Below are 18757 nucleotides of genomic sequence, written 5' to 3'. Positions count from 1 at the left end.
TGCTGCCATGTATGAGCTGAGAGTATTAAACGGATTACATGAAGGCGCGGCGCTGCCGTTAAGCGGCGAACGCTGGCAGTTGGGCAACGCCGCCGACAGCGATTTGCAGCTCAACGATGGCGGTATTAAAGCCAGCCACGCCCTGCTAAGCCGCAGCGCCGAAGGCTGGATGCTCACGCCGATGGAAGGCACCGTTTGTCACCGCCACGGCGAACGCCTGAGCGCCCAACAGCTCTGGCAGCCCGGTGAAATCTTCGCCGTCGGCGGCGTCTGGCTGACGCTTGCTGCCGCTGATGACGAATGGGATAACCGCCCGCCACCGCCGTTGCCTGCTGTCAGCCCGAGTGAGCCAGAATCCGCCATACGCGAACCTGTCGGCGGGACACAAAGCAAACCGGCTCCGGCCGCACGCCGTTCGCTGCTGGCAAGAATTCTGCCCCGCTGGGCGCAAATCTTCACCTTGTCCAGCCTGATGCTGCTGACCTTCACCATTTTCAGCTGGGTGTTGCAGCCCGGCATCGCCCAGCAAAACAGCGACGACGAGCCGCAAATTAAACCGGCGATCACCAATAGCAACGAACTGCGCAGCGTGCTGGAACAGGATCTGCGCGAGCGGGAACTCTATAACAAAGTACAGCTGGCCAGCACGCCGCAGGGCATTACGCTCACCGGTGATTTGCAGGAAAACCAGCTGCCGATTGTCAGCCGCATGGTGGACAGCATTCGCAGCGATTATCAGCTTAAGGTGATGCTGACTAACCAAACCAAAGTGCGCGAGGCCGTGCTGCCTTTCCATATCGTGCAAATTACCGCCGGGCCGCACGCCAACATCGTGACCGAGGATGGGCAGCGCCTGTTTGTCGGGGACGAGCGCAACGGCCTGCGTCTGACCGGCATTACCGGCGACAGCGTGCAGTTTGGCGGCAAGGAAAATATCGCGGTGAAATGGTAATGGTGCGCTATCAGAACGACCTCAACAGTTGGTTTGCAGAGCGCCACCGCTCGCTGAGCCAGCTTTCCGCCGTCAGCGCCTACGGGCGCATCACCGGCATCAGCGGCATTCTGCTGGAAAGCAGTTTGCCGCAGGCGCGCATTGGCGACCTGTGTCTGATCAGCCGCAGCGGCGATACAGAAGTGATGGCCGAAGTTGTCGGCTTTAACCCTCGCCACACTTTACTTTCTGCGCTGGGGCCGCTGGACGGCATTGCCCAGGGTGCCCGCGTCACGCCGCTGTTTCAACCCCACTCTATTAGCGTGTCGGACAGCTTATTTGGCAGCGTGCTGGACGGCTTTGGCCGCGCCATCGACGAAGACAGCCTGTCTGCTTTTGCTCTGGCTAGTGAAACCCCGGACGCCCGGGGCGTGCTCGGCGATGCGCCACCGCCCACGGACAGGCCGCGCATTGATACTCCTCTGCCGACGGGCATTCGCTCCATTGACGGCGTGCTGACGATCGGCGTGGGCCAGCGCGTAGGCGTCTTTGCCGGGGCTGGCTGCGGTAAAACGACCCTGCTTGCAGAAATGGCACGTAACACACCGTGCGATGCCATTGTGTTCGGCCTGATTGGCGAGCGTGGCCGCGAACTCCGCGAATTCCTCGACCACGAACTGGATGCCGAGTTGCGCTCACGCACCGTGCTGGTGTGCTCCACTTCTGACCGCAGCAGTATGGAACGCGCCCGCGCGGCGTTTACCGCCACGGCCATTGCCGAGGCTTTCCGTAACAAAGGTAAAAATGTCCTGCTGATTATCGACTCGCTGACGCGTTTTGCCCGCGCCCAGCGTGAAATTGGCCTGGCGCTCGGCGAACCTCCTGGCCGGGGCGGACTGCCGCCGTCGGTCTATACCCTACTGCCGGGGCTGCTCGAGCGCGCCGGGAAAACCTCGCGCGGCTCCATCACCGCCCTTTATTCGGTGCTGATTGAACAGGACTCGATGAACGATCCCGTGGCCGACGAAGTCCGCTCGCTGATAGACGGCCACATTGTTTTGACCCGCCGCCTCGCGGAGCGCGGGCATTACCCGGCCGTGGACGTGCTGGCCAGCCTGAGCCGAACCATGAGCAACGTTGTTCCACGGGAACACATTGCCGAAGCCAGCACGCTGCGCCAGATGATGTCGGCATACCAGCAGGTCGAAATGCTGATTCGCCTCGGAGAATACCAGCCTGGAAATGACCCGATGACCGACGCCGCCGTACAGTCTCAGTCGGCCATCAACGCCTTTTTACGCCAGGCCAACCACGCCCCAAGCGACTTCGTCGATACCCGCCAGCAGCTACAGGAGGTGATTGCTTATGCGCCGTTATAGCGAGGCCGAAACGCCACTCTCACCCGACCCGCAGCAGGTTGCACTGGAGCAGATGCTGACGCTTTTGCTGCCCATCCGGCGGCGCCGCTTGCGTCGCTGTGAAAGCGAGCACCGCCAGCATGAGCAGCAGCTCCGGCGCTGCCAGCAGGCCGTCGAACAGGGCGAGCAGCAGCTGGCAGAACAGAAAATCGGCTATTTGCAGCTGCGCAATGATTTTGTGCCGCAGCACGCGGGCGTCATGCAGCCGCTGAACGACCTGCGGGAGACGCTGGACGTTGAGAAATCCAGCCGAGCGGGCGTGATTCAACAAATTCAGCACACGCACCAGCTACAGGAAGAGGTGCAACAGCAGCAGGAGCGGCTGACCGCCGCGCAGTCAGCCGTGCAGCGCTGCCAGCGGGACATCGAAAAAATGGAGTATTTGCTCAACCAAAATCAGGGGAACGCTTTATGATTCACCACGCGCTAAAAAACGCTCACCCGCAGCCGAAACTTTGGCAGCAGGCTCATCCGGCCCCGCAGCCACACCACCAGCCGGAAAACAGCCCGCAAACGCCAACGCCTCGCGCGCCGCGCACGCCAGGGAATAGCACGCCCTTTATGCCGCAGATGCCCGCTCGCAGCGCGTCCTCGTCCGGCCGGGCCAGCGATCGCCAGAAGCTGTCGCGGGATGAAAAAGAGTTCAGCGATCTCCTGTCTGACGATGAGCCCGCCCCGGTGATGCCCATCCTGGCGCTCAATCTGTTTGACGGCTCGCTCGGCGGCGCTGAGCAGCCGCAGCAGACCAGTGAATCCCAGGCTTCCGCCCTGCAGGCGATGCTGGAATCGCACCTGGTGCAAGGCATTGAACAGCAGGAAAGCCTGCCCGCCCGCTTTAGCCTGCTGCTGCCGGATTTAGGCGAAGTGGTAGCACAAGTCACCCCGGCCAATGGCGATGGGCTGGATATTGCACTCGGCTTTTCCGCCAACGCCTGGGACAAAGTACGCGGCTTTGAACAGGACGGGCAAGGCTCGCTCAGCGGCCGTCTGGGGAAAAAAGTTCGCCTGCGCTTTAAGCGGCGGGAGGCGGTATGAAACGCCTGGTACTTGCCGCTCAGTCACCGGACGAAGCCCGGCTGCGGCGCTGGATCGGCAGCGGCTGGCGGCTCCCTTTCTTCCGGGAAGAACTGGCCGGTGAACTTCGCCTCTTACCTTCCCGAACGCAGCCCCGGTCAGACATGCCGGGTGAAGCTTTTCACTGCGCGGCAGGTACGCTGCTTTTTAGCGACCCGCTGCCGGTGTTGAGGCTAATGGCCGATTGCCCTGCGCTGCCCGGCGTTTCCACCGAGGACAATGCCTGGTACTGGCGCTATTTCAGCCAACAGCTCAGCCCCCAACTGGCTGAACTCTTTGAGTTTCTGCGGCCTGCCGAAGAACGGCAACAACCTGACATCACGCTGCGCCTTGAGGTTTTTCTCGGCGAAGCTCAGGCCAGCACGCTGCTGTCGCTCTCCTGGGGCACGCTGCATCAGCTTGCCCAACATCCCGCCTGGCAGCGGCTGATGGCCCCGCTTAACCCTGAATTCCCGCTCCAGTTACCGTTGACCGTTGGCAAGCTCCAGCTTTCCTCAGGTGCCGCCCGCCGCCTGGCTAGCGGAGATTTGCTTCTGCCTGCCGAGACGTTCTTTTCACCGGAAGGACACGGCGTTATGCCGCTGGCACGGCGACAATTTCAGGTTCACCTGGAACTGGCGAGCGAAACCACTCACAGAGACTTACTACACATTACGTTTAGCGAGGAGCTAACCATGACTTACCCGAACGCCCCCCTGGAGTACGACGATCAGCAGGACGGCGAAGAAGTGGTACCCGCCGGGGAATGGCAAACAACACGGGGGAGTTTCGACGACTTGTCGCTGGATTTAACCATCCGCTGCGGCAACTTACAGCTGACGCTCGGCGAACTCCAGCAATTGGATGCGGGGTCAACGGTATTGGTTCAGCACGTCACGCCGGGCGAGGCGCTGCTGTGCCACGGCAACAGCCTGCTGGCGAAAGGTGAACTGGTGGACGTTAACGGCACGCTCGGCTTCCAGGTCACCCGCATGCTGCGCCAGACGGGTACGGCTATGGAACCCGTGTGATGGCCGAGAATATCAGCTCATTCAATCCGCTGGCGCTGGCCATCCTGCTGGGGGCCATTTCGCTGCTGCCCCTGCTGCTGATGATCACCACCAGCTTTCTCAAGATTTCGATGGTGCTGATGCTGACACGAAACGCCATCGGGGTGCAGCAAACGCCGCCCAACATGGCGCTTTACGGCATCGCCCTGGCCGCCACACTGTTCGTGATGGCGCCGGTATTCGACGGGATGCAAACCCGCTTCAAAGAGAAGCCTCTCGATACCACCAGCGCCGAGCGCTTAGAGAACAGCTTGCAGTACGGCATAAAGCCGCTGACCGACTTTATGCTGCGCAACAGCGACCCGGATCTGGAAACGCACCTGATGGAAAACAGCCAGCGCATGTGGCCGAAAGATCTGTCGGAGAAGGTCGTCCACCAGCGCGACAACCTGCTGATCCTGATCCCGGCTTTCGTGCTGTCCGAGCTGCAAAACGGCTTCAAGATCGCCTTTTTAATTTTTATCCCTTTCCTGGTGGTGGACCTGATTGTCTCTAACGTGCTGCTGGCGCTGGGGATGCAAATGGTGTCGCCGATGACCATCTCTCTGCCGCTCAAAATTCTGCTTTTTGTCATGGTCAGCGGCTGGACGCGCCTGCTGGACGGCCTGTTCTACAGCTATATGTGAGGACGTTATGGACATGATCTACATGTTTAAGCAGGCGGTGCTGATGGTGGTTGTGCTCTCCGCGCCGCCGCTGGTGGTCGCCGTGCTGGTGGGCATTGTGGTGTCCCTCCTGCAGGCGGTGTTTCAGCTCCAGGATCAGACCCTGCCCTTCGCCATCAAGTTGGTGGCCGTAGGCACCACGCTGGCGCTGAGCGGCCGCTGGATAGGCCTGCAAATGGTGGAACTGGCGCAGTCCGCCTTCAACATGATGGCCGCGTCCGGAACCCTGCGATGATTGCCGCCGAGCTGACGCCGATTTTCAACGGCATGCTGGGGCTTGGGCTGGCAATCGCCCGTATTTACCCCTGCGTGTTACTGACGCCGCTGTTTGCGTTCTCGGCCCTGAAAGGCATGATCCGCACGGCGGTTGTCGTGCCGCTGGCGCTTTTTGTCACACCGACCATTGTCCCAATGTTGATTCATGCTCCGCACACGCCGTGGGGCATTGTCGCCATGATGCTAAAAGAAGTGGTTCTGGGGATTTTTCTTGGTTACCTGCTGGCGCTTCCCTTCTGGCTGTTTGAGTCCGTTGGCGTGCTGTTTGATAACCAGCGTGGGGCGCTGAGCGGCGGCCAGCTTAACCCGGCGCTGGGCGCAGACGAAACGCCGCTCGGCTACATGCTTTTGCAGTGGTCGATGATGGTGCTGATCGTCAATTTTGGCCTGTCCCTCGCCACCCAGGTTATCTGGGACAGCTACCGGCTGTGGCCGGTGGACAGCTGGCTGCCCGACTTCCGCGAGCAGGGCTTCCTGGTGTTCCTCGGCCAGGTGAAGCAGATGTTTATCGACACTATTCTGTATGCCGGCCCGCTGGTACTGCTCTTGCTGTTCCTCGATTTTGCCGTCGGCGTGCTCAGCATCTACAGCCCGCAGCTGCAGGCCACGGTGCTGACCGTGCCGCTGAAATGCATCGCCGGGCTGCTGTTCTTTATCTTTTACCTGCCCACGCTGGAGTATTTCGCCGGCCACCAGTTCAGCAGCCTGCGCGATATGATCCCGCACCTGGCGGATATTCTGCCCGCCCGTCAAACCACCTGGTAACGCCGCTTCGGAGGGTGCCAAGCCGTGAGTGAAAAAACAGAGAAGGCCAGCCCCCATAAACTTCAGGAGGCCCGCAAAAAAGGCCAGGTCAGCCAGAGCCAGGACATCCCCAAACTGCTGATTATGTTCGGCGTCCTGCAGCTAATTTTTTCCATGATGGAAGCCAGCATGGCGAAGCTGCAGGCGCTGATGCTCCTGCCGCTGATGCGCCTCAGCAGCCCTTTCAACCAGGCGTTAGGGGAAGTTGGCGGCGCCGCGCTGCTGACCGTCGGGGTGTTTTTTATGATGACGGTGGGCACCGTGATCCTGCTGCGCATCGCCGCAGGCTGGATCCAGTTTGGCCCGCTGTTTGCCATCGCCGCGCTGGCCCCGAAGCTTGAGGCGCTGAACCCGCTGAATAAATTCAAAGAGATGTTTTCGGTGAAGCAATTTATTCAGATCCTAAACAGCCTGCTGAAGGCCATCACCCTTTCGGTGGTGTTCTGGCTGCTGATCAAACCCCGCCTGTCGCAAATGGCCAATCTTTCAGGCGGCACGCTGGACGGTTTCTGGCATGCGGGTGTGGCGATTCTGGAAACTCTCGCCCACACCATCGTTGGCGTGATGCTGGTGTTTTCGGTGGCCGACTTTGCGCTGCAGAAATATTTCTTCCTCAAGCAAAACCGCATGAGCCACGAGGATGTGAAAAACGAATACAAGCAGATGGAAGGTGACCCGCATACCAAAGGCCACCGTAAGCACGTCGCCCACGAAATCCTCAACGCACCGGCAAAAAAAGTCACCCCACAGGAGATGGAAAAAGCCGACGTGCTGCTGGTGAACCCGACGCACTACGCCGTGGGGCTGCGCTATCTGCCGGACGAAACGCCGCTGCCGGTTCTGCTGTTTAAAGCGCAGGATGACGACGCCAAAGCGCTGATTAAACTGGCTCACGCCGCCAATATCCCGGTGGTGCGCTACGTCTGGCTGACCCGCAATCTTTACCGCACCACCGAAGAAGGCGCCTATATCCCACGCGATACGCTAAAAGCGGTGGCCGCTATTTACCGCCTGCTGCGCAAACTTGAGGGCCGCCTGAAGGGCGAGACGATTGAGTTTGAGGAGTAGCGCGGGCGATTTTCCCTTCCTCTGAGTTCTTTCTTAGTCACATTTTACTTGTGAATCCTCCAGGGGATATCTTTCACTCTGCAGTTATTCCGTTCACCTATAGATCTTTTTTCCCCGCATGTTCAGAAACGCTAAGCAGCAAACCCACCGGCTATCACCTAAATATTCGTGAACAATTCAGCCCCTCACCCCGGCCCTCTCCCCAAAGGGGCGAGGGAGGACACAAAAGCCACGGGAGACATTGTTTATTCCCTCTCCCTTCCAGGGAGAGGGTTAGGGTGAGGGTGAGAAGCGACGCTGAGTTTTAAGTCAGTGCTAAACATAAAGCGAGGCATGGTTCCGGCTTAAATCACCTCCGTTTTATCTCCTACTGGCCAGGGTCCGGCCGTCGGAAACGCATCTCAGCCGACCCAGGACTGGGAGATAAAACGGAGGTCTGCCGCTTCAGCGGTCGATTTATTTGGCCGGGAGTCCGGGGTCTCGGGGGAGTGACGGTGACTCCCCCAAGCCGTTCACGAGTTCGGTGGTAACAGATAAAACAGAACTGGAAGTGAACGGAATATTCGCCGCTCTTACATAATCGCAGGGATTTTTGACTACGAGACAGCTCTTAGGGAGAGAGTCGAATAATTATTCTGCACTGGCAATACACGGGCGCGATCGAGAGATAAAAAAAGACCGGTATCCCACGCGATTAGCGCAGAAAAACCGGTCAAATAGAGGGCGAAGAAGAGTTTCGCGAAACACGCGTGGCGAAGTTACCCTGCACCACGCGTCAAAAAGAACATCTGTGGATTACAACCCAATCTCTTAGGCCAGCACGGCGCTGGCCAGGTTCATCAGCGCGCCGTGGTGATGCTTCATGGCATCTTTGATGATATTGCCGTTAAACAGCTGCGCGTCGGCGTTCATCAGCAGGCTGGAAGAGCCGTTGCCCGGTGCCGTAGCGGAACCCGGGATAGAGCCACCGACCATGGAGGTTTTCAGATCGTTTTTCGCGGACTGGAAGGCTTTCAGCGAGTCACCGCTCAGCGGCTTGCTGTTTTTCAGCGCATCTTCCCAGCTGGATGGACCTTTACCAATGTGCACCAGGCCCGGCATACCGGCGCCCGCGCTCTGCGGCTTGCCGTAGATCTCCGGGTGCTGATCCATAAATTTACCGATTTCCGCGCGAGTCTCTTTTGAGCCGCCGTCAACTTTACCGCCGCCGCCAAGCATTGCACTCAGGCCGCTGGTATCTGACTTCACGTCATCCAGCGCCTGCAGGCCCATTTTGCTGCCCAGCTGGCTGCCCATGCTGTTACCCAGCTGGTTGAAGCTGTTTGCGCTGTTGGCGCTGGTGGTGGACAGCGGCAGCTGGACCAGGCCAATGCCGGTAGACGGCGACTGCAGGCCGTTGCTCATGCCGCTGTTGAAGGCATTCATGTTGCCTGCACCCGCCTGGCTGTTGAACGGAGAGTTCTGGGAATTCACGCCCATCTGCTGCAGCACCTGCTGGAGCATCTGCTGCATGTTGCTCATTGCCAGCGTGTTACCCATGCTCGCGCCGCCCTGACTCTGCGGGGACATAAAGGTGTTGTTATTGTTGTTACCGTTCATGCCGCCAGAGAACAGCAGGTTGGTCAGCTTGGATGCAATGTCATGCACCATCTGATCGCCAACGTTTTTCAACAGGTTAGCGGCCATACCTTCTGGGGTTGCGTTCAGCGCCAGCTGCGGTAATGCAGTGGCCAGATTCAGCATATTTCCAATCGTACTCATTCGATTACCTCACCATGACAACGGGGTTGATACAGGCGACCAGCCCTGCTGGTTCGCAGTATTAAGACGCCTGTTAAGTGAAAAGAAACCGGCTTCGGTTCCACAAAACTGCATAACATCAGGAAAAAAAAGATTTTTTAAAAAACAGGCGTGCAAACGGCCACGCCCGCTCTGGCACTCAGCGCACCGGCATCTGCGTGTAATCCTGCACGCCGTTACGCATATCGTTCGGCCACCAGATAGTCAGGTGGTGGCTGTCTGACAGCGGCCTGCAGGCCACGCTGTCGCAGCCGTTGTCATTGCGGGTGGCGCAGCCGCTAAGCACAAACGTCAGCGCCATCAGTAACAAAATCGAAGGTTTCATCGTGGCTCCTTAATGCAGTACAGGGCGCGGCGGCAAAAGATAGCTGCGCGATCTGGATGAATTCACCGGCAAAGACGAGGCAGAGGTCAGCAGCGACTGGCGGCTGCGGCGCCCTTCTCCTCGCGTGCGGTAGGCGATATACACTTCTGCCGACTGGCCTGGGGCAAGGTTTCCACCCGGCCAGGCGGCCACGGCCAGCACGTCATCATCGCGGCAATTGGACTCATCAAAGCGCTGCGGCTTGCCGCTGATATTACGGATCAGCCCGACACTGATTTGCACCGACGAATTGCTGTACCACTGGCTGTGTGAGCTGTCCGATGACAGCCCCGGTCCCACGTTGCACAGCTGGCCAATGCCCACGCCTTCGCCACCTGCCTGGAACCCGGTCGGGACTTTGTCTTCCGCCAGATCCCGCATGGCGTTTTCGATATCGCCTTTCATCGAGCTGTAGCGCTGGCGGAGCTGCACTTCATTCATCGCCGAAGAGAGCTGCTGGCGATCCTGCTCGTCGATGTAGCGCGTCGGGTCCACCTGGTCGCCCACCAGATGCGGCGTGATGATGAACAGCCGCTCGCGCTGCGAGGTTTCATGGCTGGTATAAGAGAAGAATTTCCCCAGGTAAGGAATGTCGCCCAGCAGCGGAATGCGGTGGTCGGTATCGCCGGTTTCACGGGAATGGAAGCCGCCCATCACCAGCGAGCCGTTCTGCTGCACCAGCGCCTGAGTGCTGACCGTGGCGCGCTTCGCCCCGGTTGCCACGCCGTCATCGTTGACCTGGACTTTGCCGTCTTCCACATCCACGACTAACTGCACCGTGCTGGTTGGCCCGTTGCCGATGGCGCGCGGGACTACCTGCAGGCTGGTTCCGGCGGTCACCGGTTCAATGGTCGCCACGCGCTCGCCGGTCGCGGTAATAAAAGCGGTATCACTCATGTCGATCACTGCGGGCTGGTTTTCCAGCGTCAGAATCGACGGGTTAGCCACGATAGAGGCGTTGCCCTCGCCTTCCATCGCCTGGATCTGGGCAAAGAAGCGGCTGTAGTCTGTCACGAATAACGTGCCTGCGCCCTGCAGCATGGAAGAACCGGCGGTAATATTGCCGAAAGTACCGCTGAGGTTGCTGGAGAACTTCGAGAACGCGTGGCGATCGACATCAATAATCATGGCGTCGATTTCAACCAACTTTTGAGGCACGTCGATCTGGGAAATCAGCGCCTGATACTGCTCGCGGCGTTTAGGATCGTCCCGCACCAACAGGGCGTTGTTGCGCACATCGGCGGACACCAGTGGGTTCATTTCCCCCTCGTCATCGCCGCCTGCGCCACGCATACGGCTGTCCTGCCCCTGAATCAGCCCGGAGAGAATGTTGTCCGACTGCTCCTGGAATGACTTGTTGAGAGCTTCACGGGAGCTGCCTTCTCCGCCGGGCACAATGCCCTGCGAAGAGCGGTTACTCTTTTTGCCCAGTAATTCGTTGAGGATGGTTGCCACCCCGGGCACCAGCAGCGTTTTCTCGCGGTATTTAATTTCGCGATCGGCCACCGAGGCGTACTTCAGCGGGAACGCCATCATCTCTTTGTTCTGCTTTTTGTCTTTGTCTTTGGCGCTAAAATCCGCCACCAGTGCGACGTACTCCGGTGGGCCGGTGACAATCACCACGCCGTCGTCCGGCAGCTCGCCGTAGCCGAATTTGTCTTCCAGCAGCCCGACATCACGCAGCGCCTGCTTGAGATCCGGCGCGGCATCGGCCGACACGCTGATGCGCTTTGAGGTTTCAGCCGACTGCGGGCTGACGAACAGCGAGCCGTTATAGACAAACCACTGGAAGCGGTACTGCAGCGCCAGGCGGTCGAGGAAGGCCACGCCGCTGTCGGAACGCAGGCGTCCGTCCACCACGCTGTCGGGCACATCTCCTAAACGCAGATTTACGCCGTGGCTGCTGGCGAAATCCTGCAAGACGGTGCGCAGCGGCGTGCCCTGGGCAGAATAGGCATAGGCGCCATTTTGCCAGTCGGCTGGCGTTTGAGCGCTAACGGCTGCGCTGTAGCAGCCTGCGGTTGCGGCCAGGGCGAACATGGCTGAGCGTAGTAAACGAACGTGCTGATTCAACGACTCACTCTCCTGTAATCGACGGCACATAGCGGTAGCCGTCCGGGGTACAAACTGCGTTAAACAACGGCTTACGAATAAGCCGTCGACGGCATAACTAGTTAATAGAGTCGATAATCTCCTTGCTCAGACTATGCTTGAGCGACCCCAGCTGGCTGTCGGTGAAAGTCGCCGCCGCCTCTTTCATCAGGGCGTTTTTGAATTCCACCATGTCGCCCATGCTTGGCGCGGGCTGGCCGAGCGTGCTCTGCGCCAGCTCGGCAACCGAGTGATGCAGACGGGACAGCTGGCTGTCGAGATTGCGCTGAATATCAAAGGAATTGCTCATACGTTTCTCCTCGCGTTGAAATCGCATGATAAGTGGCGGCAGAAAGGCGGCAGTTCCCGACGCGGGAAAATTAACTTCCCGGCGGGACGTTTTTGGCAGTGGGTTAGCTGGCGAGGCGCAGCAAATGCTGCTGGAGCGAAGCCCAGCTAATGCTGAATTCGCCCTGGGCGGTTTGCAGCAGCAGCGTTTCGGCCGCCAGCGCATCGTCAACGCAGCGCGTCCAGCCTAACTGCGGGTGCGCGGCCAGCCAGTTTGCCAGCGGCGCTTCATACTGTGAGGGGTGATACAGCGTGACGTCCGTTGCACGAGCGCTTGAACTCTGAAGCTGAGTCAGCAGCGCCGTGAGCTTTTGCTGGTCGCTCAGGCCACCAAACAGCTGTTCAAACGCGGCCGCAATGAGCGTCTGCGCCTGGCTGACGATTTCGGCACTTTGCGCGTCCCGCTCGGCCTGCCATTCGCTAAAAAAGGGTTCGGCCCGCAGCCAGAAATCCCGCTCGGCCTCTTCACAGCGTGTGATGACCAGCCGTTCAGCATCGGCCTGCGCCTCGGCGAGCATCTGCTCAGCCTGCTGGCGAGTCTCCTCCAGCAGGGCTTCACTCTTGCGCATGGCCTGTTCTACCAGGCTTTGAGCCTGTTGCTGCTCCTGTAAAGCGGCGTGAGGCAGCAGCACGCCTTCAATCACCTGGTCGTTCTCTTCTAAGGCAAGTTTACGGCCGACCCACATGGTTTATTGCTCCCGTGAAAAATCATTCAGCGCTGGCATCGCCGAGCGTTGAGCCTGCCAGATCGCGCCATCCCACAGCGCCTGCAGGCGATTTAGCGGCGCAGGTTCATCCGCCTGCCACGCTTCACATCGCGCAATGACAGGCTGAGGGAAACTGAACCGCAGCCGCTGCCAGGCCACAGGCGTCAGAATTGGGCGCAGCAGGCAGAGCACGGCGATATTTGGCTCTTCGCTAAAACTAAGACTTGCGGGCAGCCAGACGCCGGGGCGTAAACCCCGGGTCAGACGTTCGCACCAGATCCGCTGAGACTCAGCAAGCTGCCCCGCCCCACTCCCCCGCTGGCAAACCTCAGCCACCAGCGCAAAAAGCGTTTCTCGCTGGGCTAAGTCAAGCGAAACCAGGGCCAGCAGGCGGGCGTCAGGCGTGTCCGGCAGAGTGTCTTCCAGCGCCAGCATAGCCGGCACGGCCTGCGGCGATTTAAGCATCAGGCTCTGGCGTCGTGCCTCGTCCAGGCTGAACCAGGGCAGCCCGAACCAGCTGGCATCCGCCTGCCGCCAGAATCCCTCCTGCCACCAGCGCAGCCAGTTCGCCGCCAGCGCGTTGTCCCGGGCAACCACCGGCGTTACCGCCGCTCTGAGGGCACAACGGCCAGTTCAGTCGAACCTGAATTTTTGCCGCGCTTCATCGCCCTTAATTTCGGTAGAAGGGTGAAGATGCCGCCGAGCAGCAACAACAGGCCCATCAGCGAGAAGAACAGCGTTCTGACCGTGGCATACTGCGAGAGCGTCAGCTGGAAAGGCCCTAAGGTCACCAGCTCCACGCGGTCGTGGTAGGCCGCTGCGGGAACAAACACCACGGAAAGCGCCCCGTCATTTTTCCCGGAAAGCCCGGGAATACTCGCGGCGACCAGACGGCGGATCCTCGGCTCAATGCTGTCGGGGTCCATCTCCGGGGTGTATTTAATAAACACCGATGCCGACGCGGGCTGCACAGGCTCACCGGGCGCCACGCGTTCGGGCAGGACAACGTTCACCCGAGCCACCACCACGCCGTCAATCTGTGAAAGCGTGGACTCCAGCTCCTGGGAAAGCGCATAGATATAGCGGGCACGCTCTTCGAGCGGGCTGGAAATAATGCCGTTTTTCTGGAACACCTCGCCCAGGTTAGTACGCGCTTTGTGCGGCAACCCGTTGGCGTTAAGAATGCGGACGGAGCGTTCAATATTGTCCTGAGCCACCAGTACGGTGACGCCGGTTTTATCAATTTGCTTGTCGGCTTCAATCTTGTATTTCGAGAGTTCGGAAATGATGTCATTGGCATCGTTTTCCGTCAGGCCGGTATTCAGAATGACCTGTGAGTCGCAGCCTGCCAGCAGCAGGACCAGCAGCCAGGGCTGCAGGATTTTTCGCCAGCGTCGTTGCATGATGGATTACTGCAGGTTGGTCAGTTTATCGAGCCCCGAAATGCTCTTCGAGACGATCTTGGCGTTCATCATGCTCTCCAGGTAATAGTTAGAGAGCTGGTCGTCCACCTGGTTAAGCACCAGCGGATCGGTGGAGCGCGCGGCTTTACGCAGCACGTTATTCATCTGTTTCTGATCGCCTTCCATCTGCTTGAACATGCCGGAGGCTTTTTCAAACATCGCGGCAGGTTTCCCCCCCACGCCACCCATTGCCGAGGCCGCTTCCGGCTGCTGCAGTGCGGCTGAAAAGAAAGCGGCATCGCTTTGGTTCGCGACGTTGTTGCCGAACGGGATAGAAGACTGTGTGGCCGGGTTGGATGCAACGCCCAGAGACTCGGGTTCTGGCAAAGGCATACCTGTCGCAGGATTAAGAATGTGCATAAGAGAGTTTCCGCCAGCAGAAGAGAAGATCAGGGATTCACGCCGGGGCGAATCCCTGATTAGCATTAGAAGGAAATTTTGTTCTGTGCCAGAGAACTGATCATGGTGGTGGCGGAGTTCTGGTAGCCGGACACGTAGGCGTTCTTACGGTCACGTTCAGCTTTGTCCAGAGAATCCTGCATGGATTTGTTTTCGATAGAGTCCATCTGAGACTGGAAGCTATCTGCCAGGCTGCTGCTTGCGCCCGCGTTGTTACCGGTGTTTACTGATGCCATGATGTTTACTCCTCGTTAATTAAACAGCAAATGTTGTGTCATTCACGGATTAAGTGGCGCGGCGTAAGCGGCAGTTCCAAAGAAATTTAAAAAAATTAATTTTCCTTTTCAGTCAAAGACTTAATTCTCTGATACAGCGTTCTTCTTGGGATCCCCAATTCATGTGCGGCGCTGACAACCCGATTTTCATGCCGCGAGAGGCAATCCTCTATCAGGCTGTATTCTATCCGCCGCAGCCGTTCGCGCAGCCGCACGGAACGCATCTCCGGGTGCGCGACCTGCCCCAGGGCCGGCAGCCCCAGCACAAACCGTTCGGCAGCGCCTTTTAATTCACGAATGTTCCCCGGCCAGCGGTGCATCAACAGCGCTTCGCTGAGGTGCTGAGGCATCGCCGGCATTGGGCGATTCAGACGGATAGCAGACTCCTGCGCAAAGCGGCGGAACAGGGGAATAATGCATTCCACGCGCTCACGCAGCGCCGGAAGCGAAATTTTGACCGTCGTCAGGCGGAAGAAGAGATCCTGGCGGAACAGTTTTTGCTCCATAAGCTGGGCAAGGGGCTTTTGCGAGGCCACAATCACCCGCAGATTAAGCGAAATAGACTGCGTGCTGCCCAGACGCCCCACGGTACGGGTTTCTAACACCCGCAGCAGCTTGGCCTGCAGGCTCAGCGACATGCTGTCAATTTCATCCAGAAACAGGACGCCATTATTGGCGCTTTCAATGTAGCCGGCACGCGAGTGCGTCGCGCCGGTGTAGGCTCCCGCCATCACGCCAAACAGTTCACTTTCTGCCAGCGTTTCGGGGATCGCCGCGCAGTTAATGGGCACAAAAGCGCCGCGGCAGCCAGAATGGTCGTATATACGACGCGCAAAGGTGTCTTTCCCGGTGCCCGTTTCGCCTTCCAGCACCAAATCAACCTTCAGAGGGGCTAACGTTTGCAGCCAGATATCCAGCCCGTCGTGCACATTTTCAGACGCGGGTAATGCGGCTGCGGACCGCGGCATATTCAAGTCGATATCGACCGGAATATGCTTTATCTCCCAATGATTCGAACTGTTTTCTTTCATAAATCCCCCGCTGCCTGGCTTATTCAAGGTCTGGCGTATGAGTCCCACTTATGAACCATAAACGTGAACCACAAAATAATTGCCGCCTGCCGCCGTGAGCAAAATACGGTAGCACGCTAAATAAATGAGTTTTGTTTATGAGAAGCAGGAACAACCTATCACCGAGCCGCGGTTTCACAATCAGACAAAATTTTAGCCCCATGTAGGAATATCCCTACAGCGGAATACAGATTCAACTGTTCCGATGTCTGGATAGCAGGTCTTTTTTGGCGTCATAAAATCTTCCGCCGAGAACGTTTGTTGAGATTAATTCCGTGAGGCCTACTGAAAAAAAATGTGAGGTTTACTGAATATTTCTAAATGTATTAATAAGAATCTAAATATATCATTATTAAATTAACTAAATGATTTTAATGAATAAATTAATTAAAAACAGACAGGTCGTTAATTTTTTACCCCGTTGCGACCAAAAAATGAATTTTTGCCCATCTCACGCATGACGCCCGACGGATTCTCCGACAGGGTTTCCTCACAATCCGCAAAGACGATAACATATATTTACGATTATTTACATTAGGGGATCGCTATGGAAACACCCTTTTCTTTTTGAAATATATTTCACTTTTAGTATTTATGTTTAATTGGGAACATTCCTGGACGCACTTACTGCGATTAATCACGCCAATTTAGCTTGTCAAAGAAATAAACTGCTTTGTAACTAAAAAAAGCAGCCACTGCTCTTTGAAGAAGTGGCCACTGAATTACCCCATTTTGTAAAGCAACGGGTAAAAATTAACGCTCCACAATCAGGCGAATTTCGCCATATGGCTGTTCACTTCATTCACATAGTTAGGGTCGCCTAAAGAGACGCTGGACAGGTTGTGCAGGTTCACCTGATCGTCGCCGGAGTTATAGGCGCGCAGCGCGGCATCATAGCTGCCGAATTTCTCTTTGCCTTCTTTAAGCATCAGCGCCGAACACATGATCTGGTTGGCCGGTGAGTTCATGTCGCTGCCGAGCTTGTCCGGGTATTTACTTTGCATCGCCCGGTAAGTGTCCGGGTTGATCTGGTTCATGCCGCTGTCGGTCAGGCCGTTGCCCGGGTTGGTGGATTTGGCGTTTACGTCCCCACCGGACTCCTGCATCGTCAGCGCAGCCAGAAGCTTGGCCGGAACGCCGGTTTCTGCGGAGGCTTTTTCATATTCCCCGCCGAACTGGGAAACAATTTTCTGCAGCGTTGGATCGCTTGTTTTCAGGCTGGTGTCGCCCGGCGGCAGGCTATCCGCAGACGGCCCCGATGCACCAGAAGGACCGCCGGAAGGCGCGGCCGCAAGGTTATTCAGCGGGCGGCCAGCATCGCCAGCACCATCGCTGCTGCCGCTGTCCATACCAGAACCTGAGCCGGAACCAATGCCGCTCGCCGGTGAAGAGGAATCATCGTCGCCTTTACTTTGCCCGGTGTTCATGTGGAAGAGCTGCATCAGCTCTTTCAGGAACTGCTGCAGCATCTGCTGGAGTTCCTGCATCATGCTGTCGGCGGAACCGCTGCCGCTGCTTGATGAAGCATTCGCCGGGTTCGTTGCCGGGCTGTTATTACTGGCCGGTGAGTCGCCAAAGTTAATCGCCGAAGGCTTATCCGCCGCACCCGTGTTGGCAAAGTTCAGCGCCAGCGGGATAGCCAGCGTGTTCCCGCCGTTATTCAGCAGCAGTTTGGCGGTAATGCTGTTACTGCCGTTCTGTGAGTCAGGTGACGCCCCGTCCAGGCCTGGAAAATGGTTTTCCGGCAAAAGAGGTGAGAACCCACCCGGTCCTGATGATATCTGCATACAACACACTCCCCTAAGTGATACCCAGTAGCAATAACCGGCCGCCGCTTAACCGCGCAATGACGCTTAGTTTTACCCACGTCCGGGATGTCCAACTGAGTGAGAGCCAGGGTCAAAGAGTTCCTTATGTGGCAAAAAATGGGAACCCAGGCGCGCTTTTCGCCACACATTGCCTGTAAGAACCAGAGGAGATAACGCGATGCAGACCAAACAGTGGCGCTGGGGACTTTTACTGCTCAGCCTTCCGGCCCTCGCGCAGGCCGAATGCTTTACCCGCGTGGGGCATGCCTTTGGGATTGCCCCGGCATTGCTGGAGGCCATTGCCTGGAAAGAGTCGAAATTTAGCCTCTCGTCGGTGAACGCCGCCAACTCGAACCACACCGAAGACGTGTGCATGATGCAGGTGAACAGCGTGCATTTTGGGCGGCTGAAGCAGCTGGGCGTGACGCGTGACAACCTGCTGCGCGATCCCTGCACCTGCATCGCCACAGGCGCGTGGGTTTTACACGGGCTTTTCCGCCAGTATGGCCGCTCCTGGAATACCGTGGGGATGTACAACACCGGCCCGTCGGAAAAGCGCCACCAGCTTCGCCAGCGCTATGCCGATGACGTCCAGCGTATCTACAAGATCCTGCAAAAGCAGCAGCCCGCGCGGCGCGAAGAGGATCTGTTTGCCAGCAACGAGGCAGCTAACCAATAAAAAAACCGGGATATTTCCCGGTTTTTTATTTCTATCAATATCAGCGCGGCGTGGCCGTCTCCAGCAGCGAAGGCAACTCGGTAATAAATGCCCTGACCTCGCCGCTCTGGCTGATAAAGGCGTTTAGCCAGCCCGCAAACCGCTCGGCGTCCAGGGCAAACATTTCACACTGAGTGCAAAGCCGAATAGCGTTCGCCCCATCGAGCGCCAGCCAGCAGCCGCGCATCGCGTTCATTTCAAAGTTCATCGCCAGCAGGTTGGGCAGCAGCGCCGTATCCTGCCCGGTTAATTCCCCTACCCGGCAGTGCAGCACCACCGCGCTGCTCTCCGGCGGCAGTTCAATCACCGCCGCCTCTTGCTGCTGCGCATCCGTCAGCAGGCACACGCCTTCTTCCAGACGAAGCGAGATCTTGTGCTGTTTTCCCCAGGCATCAAGCCACTGTTTCAGCTGCTGTTGCATCGTCATTG

The 18757-nt window shown here is 57.9% G+C and carries 22 protein-coding genes; 10 read left to right on the top strand and 12 right to left on the bottom strand.

All coding sequences use genetic code 11. From position 1 onward, the window contains the following. The first annotated feature begins 7 nt into the window (after positions 1-7). The 9 genes from LH86_RS11545 to sctU are packed head-to-tail and all read left to right on the top strand — an operon-like array spanning position 8 to position 7285. On the top strand, positions 8-952 hold the full coding sequence (locus tag LH86_RS11545) for an FHA domain-containing protein (protein ID WP_039301375.1): 945 nt from the start codon (positions 8-10) through the stop codon (positions 950-952). After that, positions 946-2310 carry a type III secretion system ATPase SctN gene (sctN, locus tag LH86_RS11540; RefSeq protein ID WP_039301372.1) on the top strand — a complete coding sequence of 455 codons (1365 nt, stop codon included), beginning with the start codon at positions 946-948 and terminating at the stop codon, positions 2308-2310. Before LH86_RS11545 ends, sctN begins: the two co-directional genes overlap by 7 nt. Then, positions 2297-2764, top strand: a complete 468-nt coding sequence (locus LH86_RS11535) for a hypothetical protein (protein WP_039301369.1) — start codon at positions 2297-2299, stop codon at positions 2762-2764. Before sctN ends, LH86_RS11535 begins: the two co-directional genes overlap by 14 nt. Next, positions 2761-3384, top strand: a complete 624-nt coding sequence (locus LH86_RS11530) for a type III secretion system HrpP C-terminal domain-containing protein (protein ID WP_039301365.1) — start codon at positions 2761-2763, stop codon at positions 3382-3384. Before LH86_RS11535 ends, LH86_RS11530 begins: the two co-directional genes overlap by 4 nt. Then, positions 3381-4433, top strand: coding sequence for a FliM/FliN family flagellar motor switch protein (locus LH86_RS11525; protein ID WP_039301362.1), 1053 nt, complete (start codon positions 3381-3383; stop codon positions 4431-4433). Before LH86_RS11530 ends, LH86_RS11525 begins: the two co-directional genes overlap by 4 nt. Then, on the top strand, positions 4433-5098 hold the full coding sequence (gene sctR, locus LH86_RS11520; RefSeq protein ID WP_008460987.1) for a type III secretion system export apparatus subunit SctR: 666 nt from the start codon (positions 4433-4435) through the stop codon (positions 5096-5098). The genes LH86_RS11525 and sctR overlap by 1 nt, the downstream gene beginning before the upstream one ends. 7 nt (positions 5099-5105) lie before the next feature. After that, positions 5106-5372, top strand: coding sequence for a type III secretion system export apparatus subunit SctS (gene sctS / locus LH86_RS11515; RefSeq protein WP_039291380.1), 267 nt, complete (start codon positions 5106-5108; stop codon positions 5370-5372). Beyond that, a complete protein-coding gene (gene sctT / locus LH86_RS11510) occupies positions 5369-6178 on the top strand; it encodes a type III secretion system export apparatus subunit SctT (protein WP_052045574.1) in 810 nt (269 codons plus the stop codon). The genes sctS and sctT overlap by 4 nt, the downstream gene beginning before the upstream one ends. Before the next feature lie 24 nt (positions 6179-6202). Next, entirely contained in the window at positions 6203-7285 is a 1083-nt protein-coding gene (gene sctU / locus LH86_RS11505; RefSeq protein WP_039301359.1) for a type III secretion system export apparatus subunit SctU, read from the top strand. Between the two features lie 810 nt (positions 7286-8095). Here the strand turns inward: sctU and LH86_RS11500 are convergent. The 11 genes from LH86_RS11500 to LH86_RS11450 all read right to left on the bottom strand — a co-directional run bounded on the left by LH86_RS11500 (position 8096) and on the right by LH86_RS11450 (position 17589). Next, complete coding sequence (locus LH86_RS11500; RefSeq protein WP_039291378.1) at positions 8096-9046, bottom strand: type III secretion protein; 951 nt, start codon at positions 9044-9046, stop codon at positions 8096-8098. A 178-nt stretch (positions 9047-9224) separates the two neighbouring features. Then, on the bottom strand, positions 9225-9410 hold the full coding sequence (gene hrpT / locus LH86_RS11495) for an HrpT family type III secretion system protein (protein ID WP_039301356.1): 186 nt from the start codon (positions 9408-9410) through the stop codon (positions 9225-9227). 9 nt (positions 9411-9419) lie between these two features. Beyond that, entirely contained in the window at positions 9420-11489 is a 2070-nt protein-coding gene (gene sctC, locus LH86_RS11490; protein WP_039306111.1) for a type III secretion system outer membrane ring subunit SctC, read from the bottom strand. Positions 11490-11619: 130 nt separating this feature from the next. After that, positions 11620-11850, bottom strand: coding sequence for a hypothetical protein (locus LH86_RS11485; RefSeq protein WP_008460979.1), 231 nt, complete (start codon positions 11848-11850; stop codon positions 11620-11622). A gap of 103 nt (positions 11851-11953) precedes the next feature. After that, a complete protein-coding gene (locus LH86_RS11480) occupies positions 11954-12574 on the bottom strand; it encodes an HrpE/YscL family type III secretion apparatus protein (protein WP_039301353.1) in 621 nt (206 codons plus the stop codon). Between the two features lie 3 nt (positions 12575-12577). Next, positions 12578-13192 (bottom strand): hypothetical protein, encoded by a 615-nt coding sequence (locus LH86_RS11475; RefSeq protein ID WP_039301350.1) that lies wholly within the window; start codon positions 13190-13192, stop codon positions 12578-12580. Between the two features lie 5 nt (positions 13193-13197). Beyond that, the gene (gene sctJ / locus LH86_RS11470; RefSeq protein ID WP_039301347.1) at positions 13198-13998 is read right to left on the bottom strand and encodes a type III secretion system inner membrane ring lipoprotein SctJ; all 801 of its coding nucleotides are present in this window, start codon (positions 13996-13998) and stop codon (positions 13198-13200) included. A gap of 6 nt (positions 13999-14004) precedes the next feature. Beyond that, positions 14005-14418 (bottom strand): EscI/YscI/HrpB family type III secretion system inner rod protein, encoded by a 414-nt coding sequence (locus tag LH86_RS11465; RefSeq protein WP_039291373.1) that lies wholly within the window; start codon positions 14416-14418, stop codon positions 14005-14007. 65 nt (positions 14419-14483) lie between these two features. After that, on the bottom strand, positions 14484-14693 hold the full coding sequence (locus tag LH86_RS11460; RefSeq protein ID WP_008460970.1) for a hypothetical protein: 210 nt from the start codon (positions 14691-14693) through the stop codon (positions 14484-14486). 95 nt (positions 14694-14788) lie between these two features. Then, on the bottom strand, positions 14789-15763 hold the full coding sequence (locus LH86_RS11455; RefSeq protein ID WP_039301344.1) for a sigma 54-interacting transcriptional regulator: 975 nt from the start codon (positions 15761-15763) through the stop codon (positions 14789-14791). A gap of 806 nt (positions 15764-16569) precedes the next feature. Next, a complete protein-coding gene (locus tag LH86_RS11450; protein ID WP_039301341.1) occupies positions 16570-17589 on the bottom strand; it encodes a lytic transglycosylase domain-containing protein in 1020 nt (339 codons plus the stop codon). A gap of 199 nt (positions 17590-17788) precedes the next feature. Here LH86_RS11450 and LH86_RS11445 point away from each other — a divergent pair, with 199 nt between their 5' ends. After that, positions 17789-18289: a lytic transglycosylase domain-containing protein gene (locus tag LH86_RS11445; protein WP_039301337.1), complete on the top strand. Its 501-nt coding sequence runs from the start codon at positions 17789-17791 to the stop codon at positions 18287-18289. Between the two features lie 40 nt (positions 18290-18329). Here the strand turns inward: LH86_RS11445 and LH86_RS11440 are convergent, their stop codons facing one another. Then, positions 18330-18755: a type III secretion system chaperone gene (locus LH86_RS11440; RefSeq protein ID WP_039301334.1), complete on the bottom strand. Its 426-nt coding sequence runs from the start codon at positions 18753-18755 to the stop codon at positions 18330-18332. Positions 18756-18757 lie beyond the last annotated feature (2 nt).

Source organism: Cedecea neteri, from assembly GCF_000758325.1.
GTDB classification, from domain to species: domain Bacteria; phylum Pseudomonadota; class Gammaproteobacteria; order Enterobacterales; family Enterobacteriaceae; genus Cedecea; species Cedecea neteri_B.
Note: the sequence above shows the minus strand (reverse complement) of the source record. Positions and strands in the feature narration are given on the sequence as shown.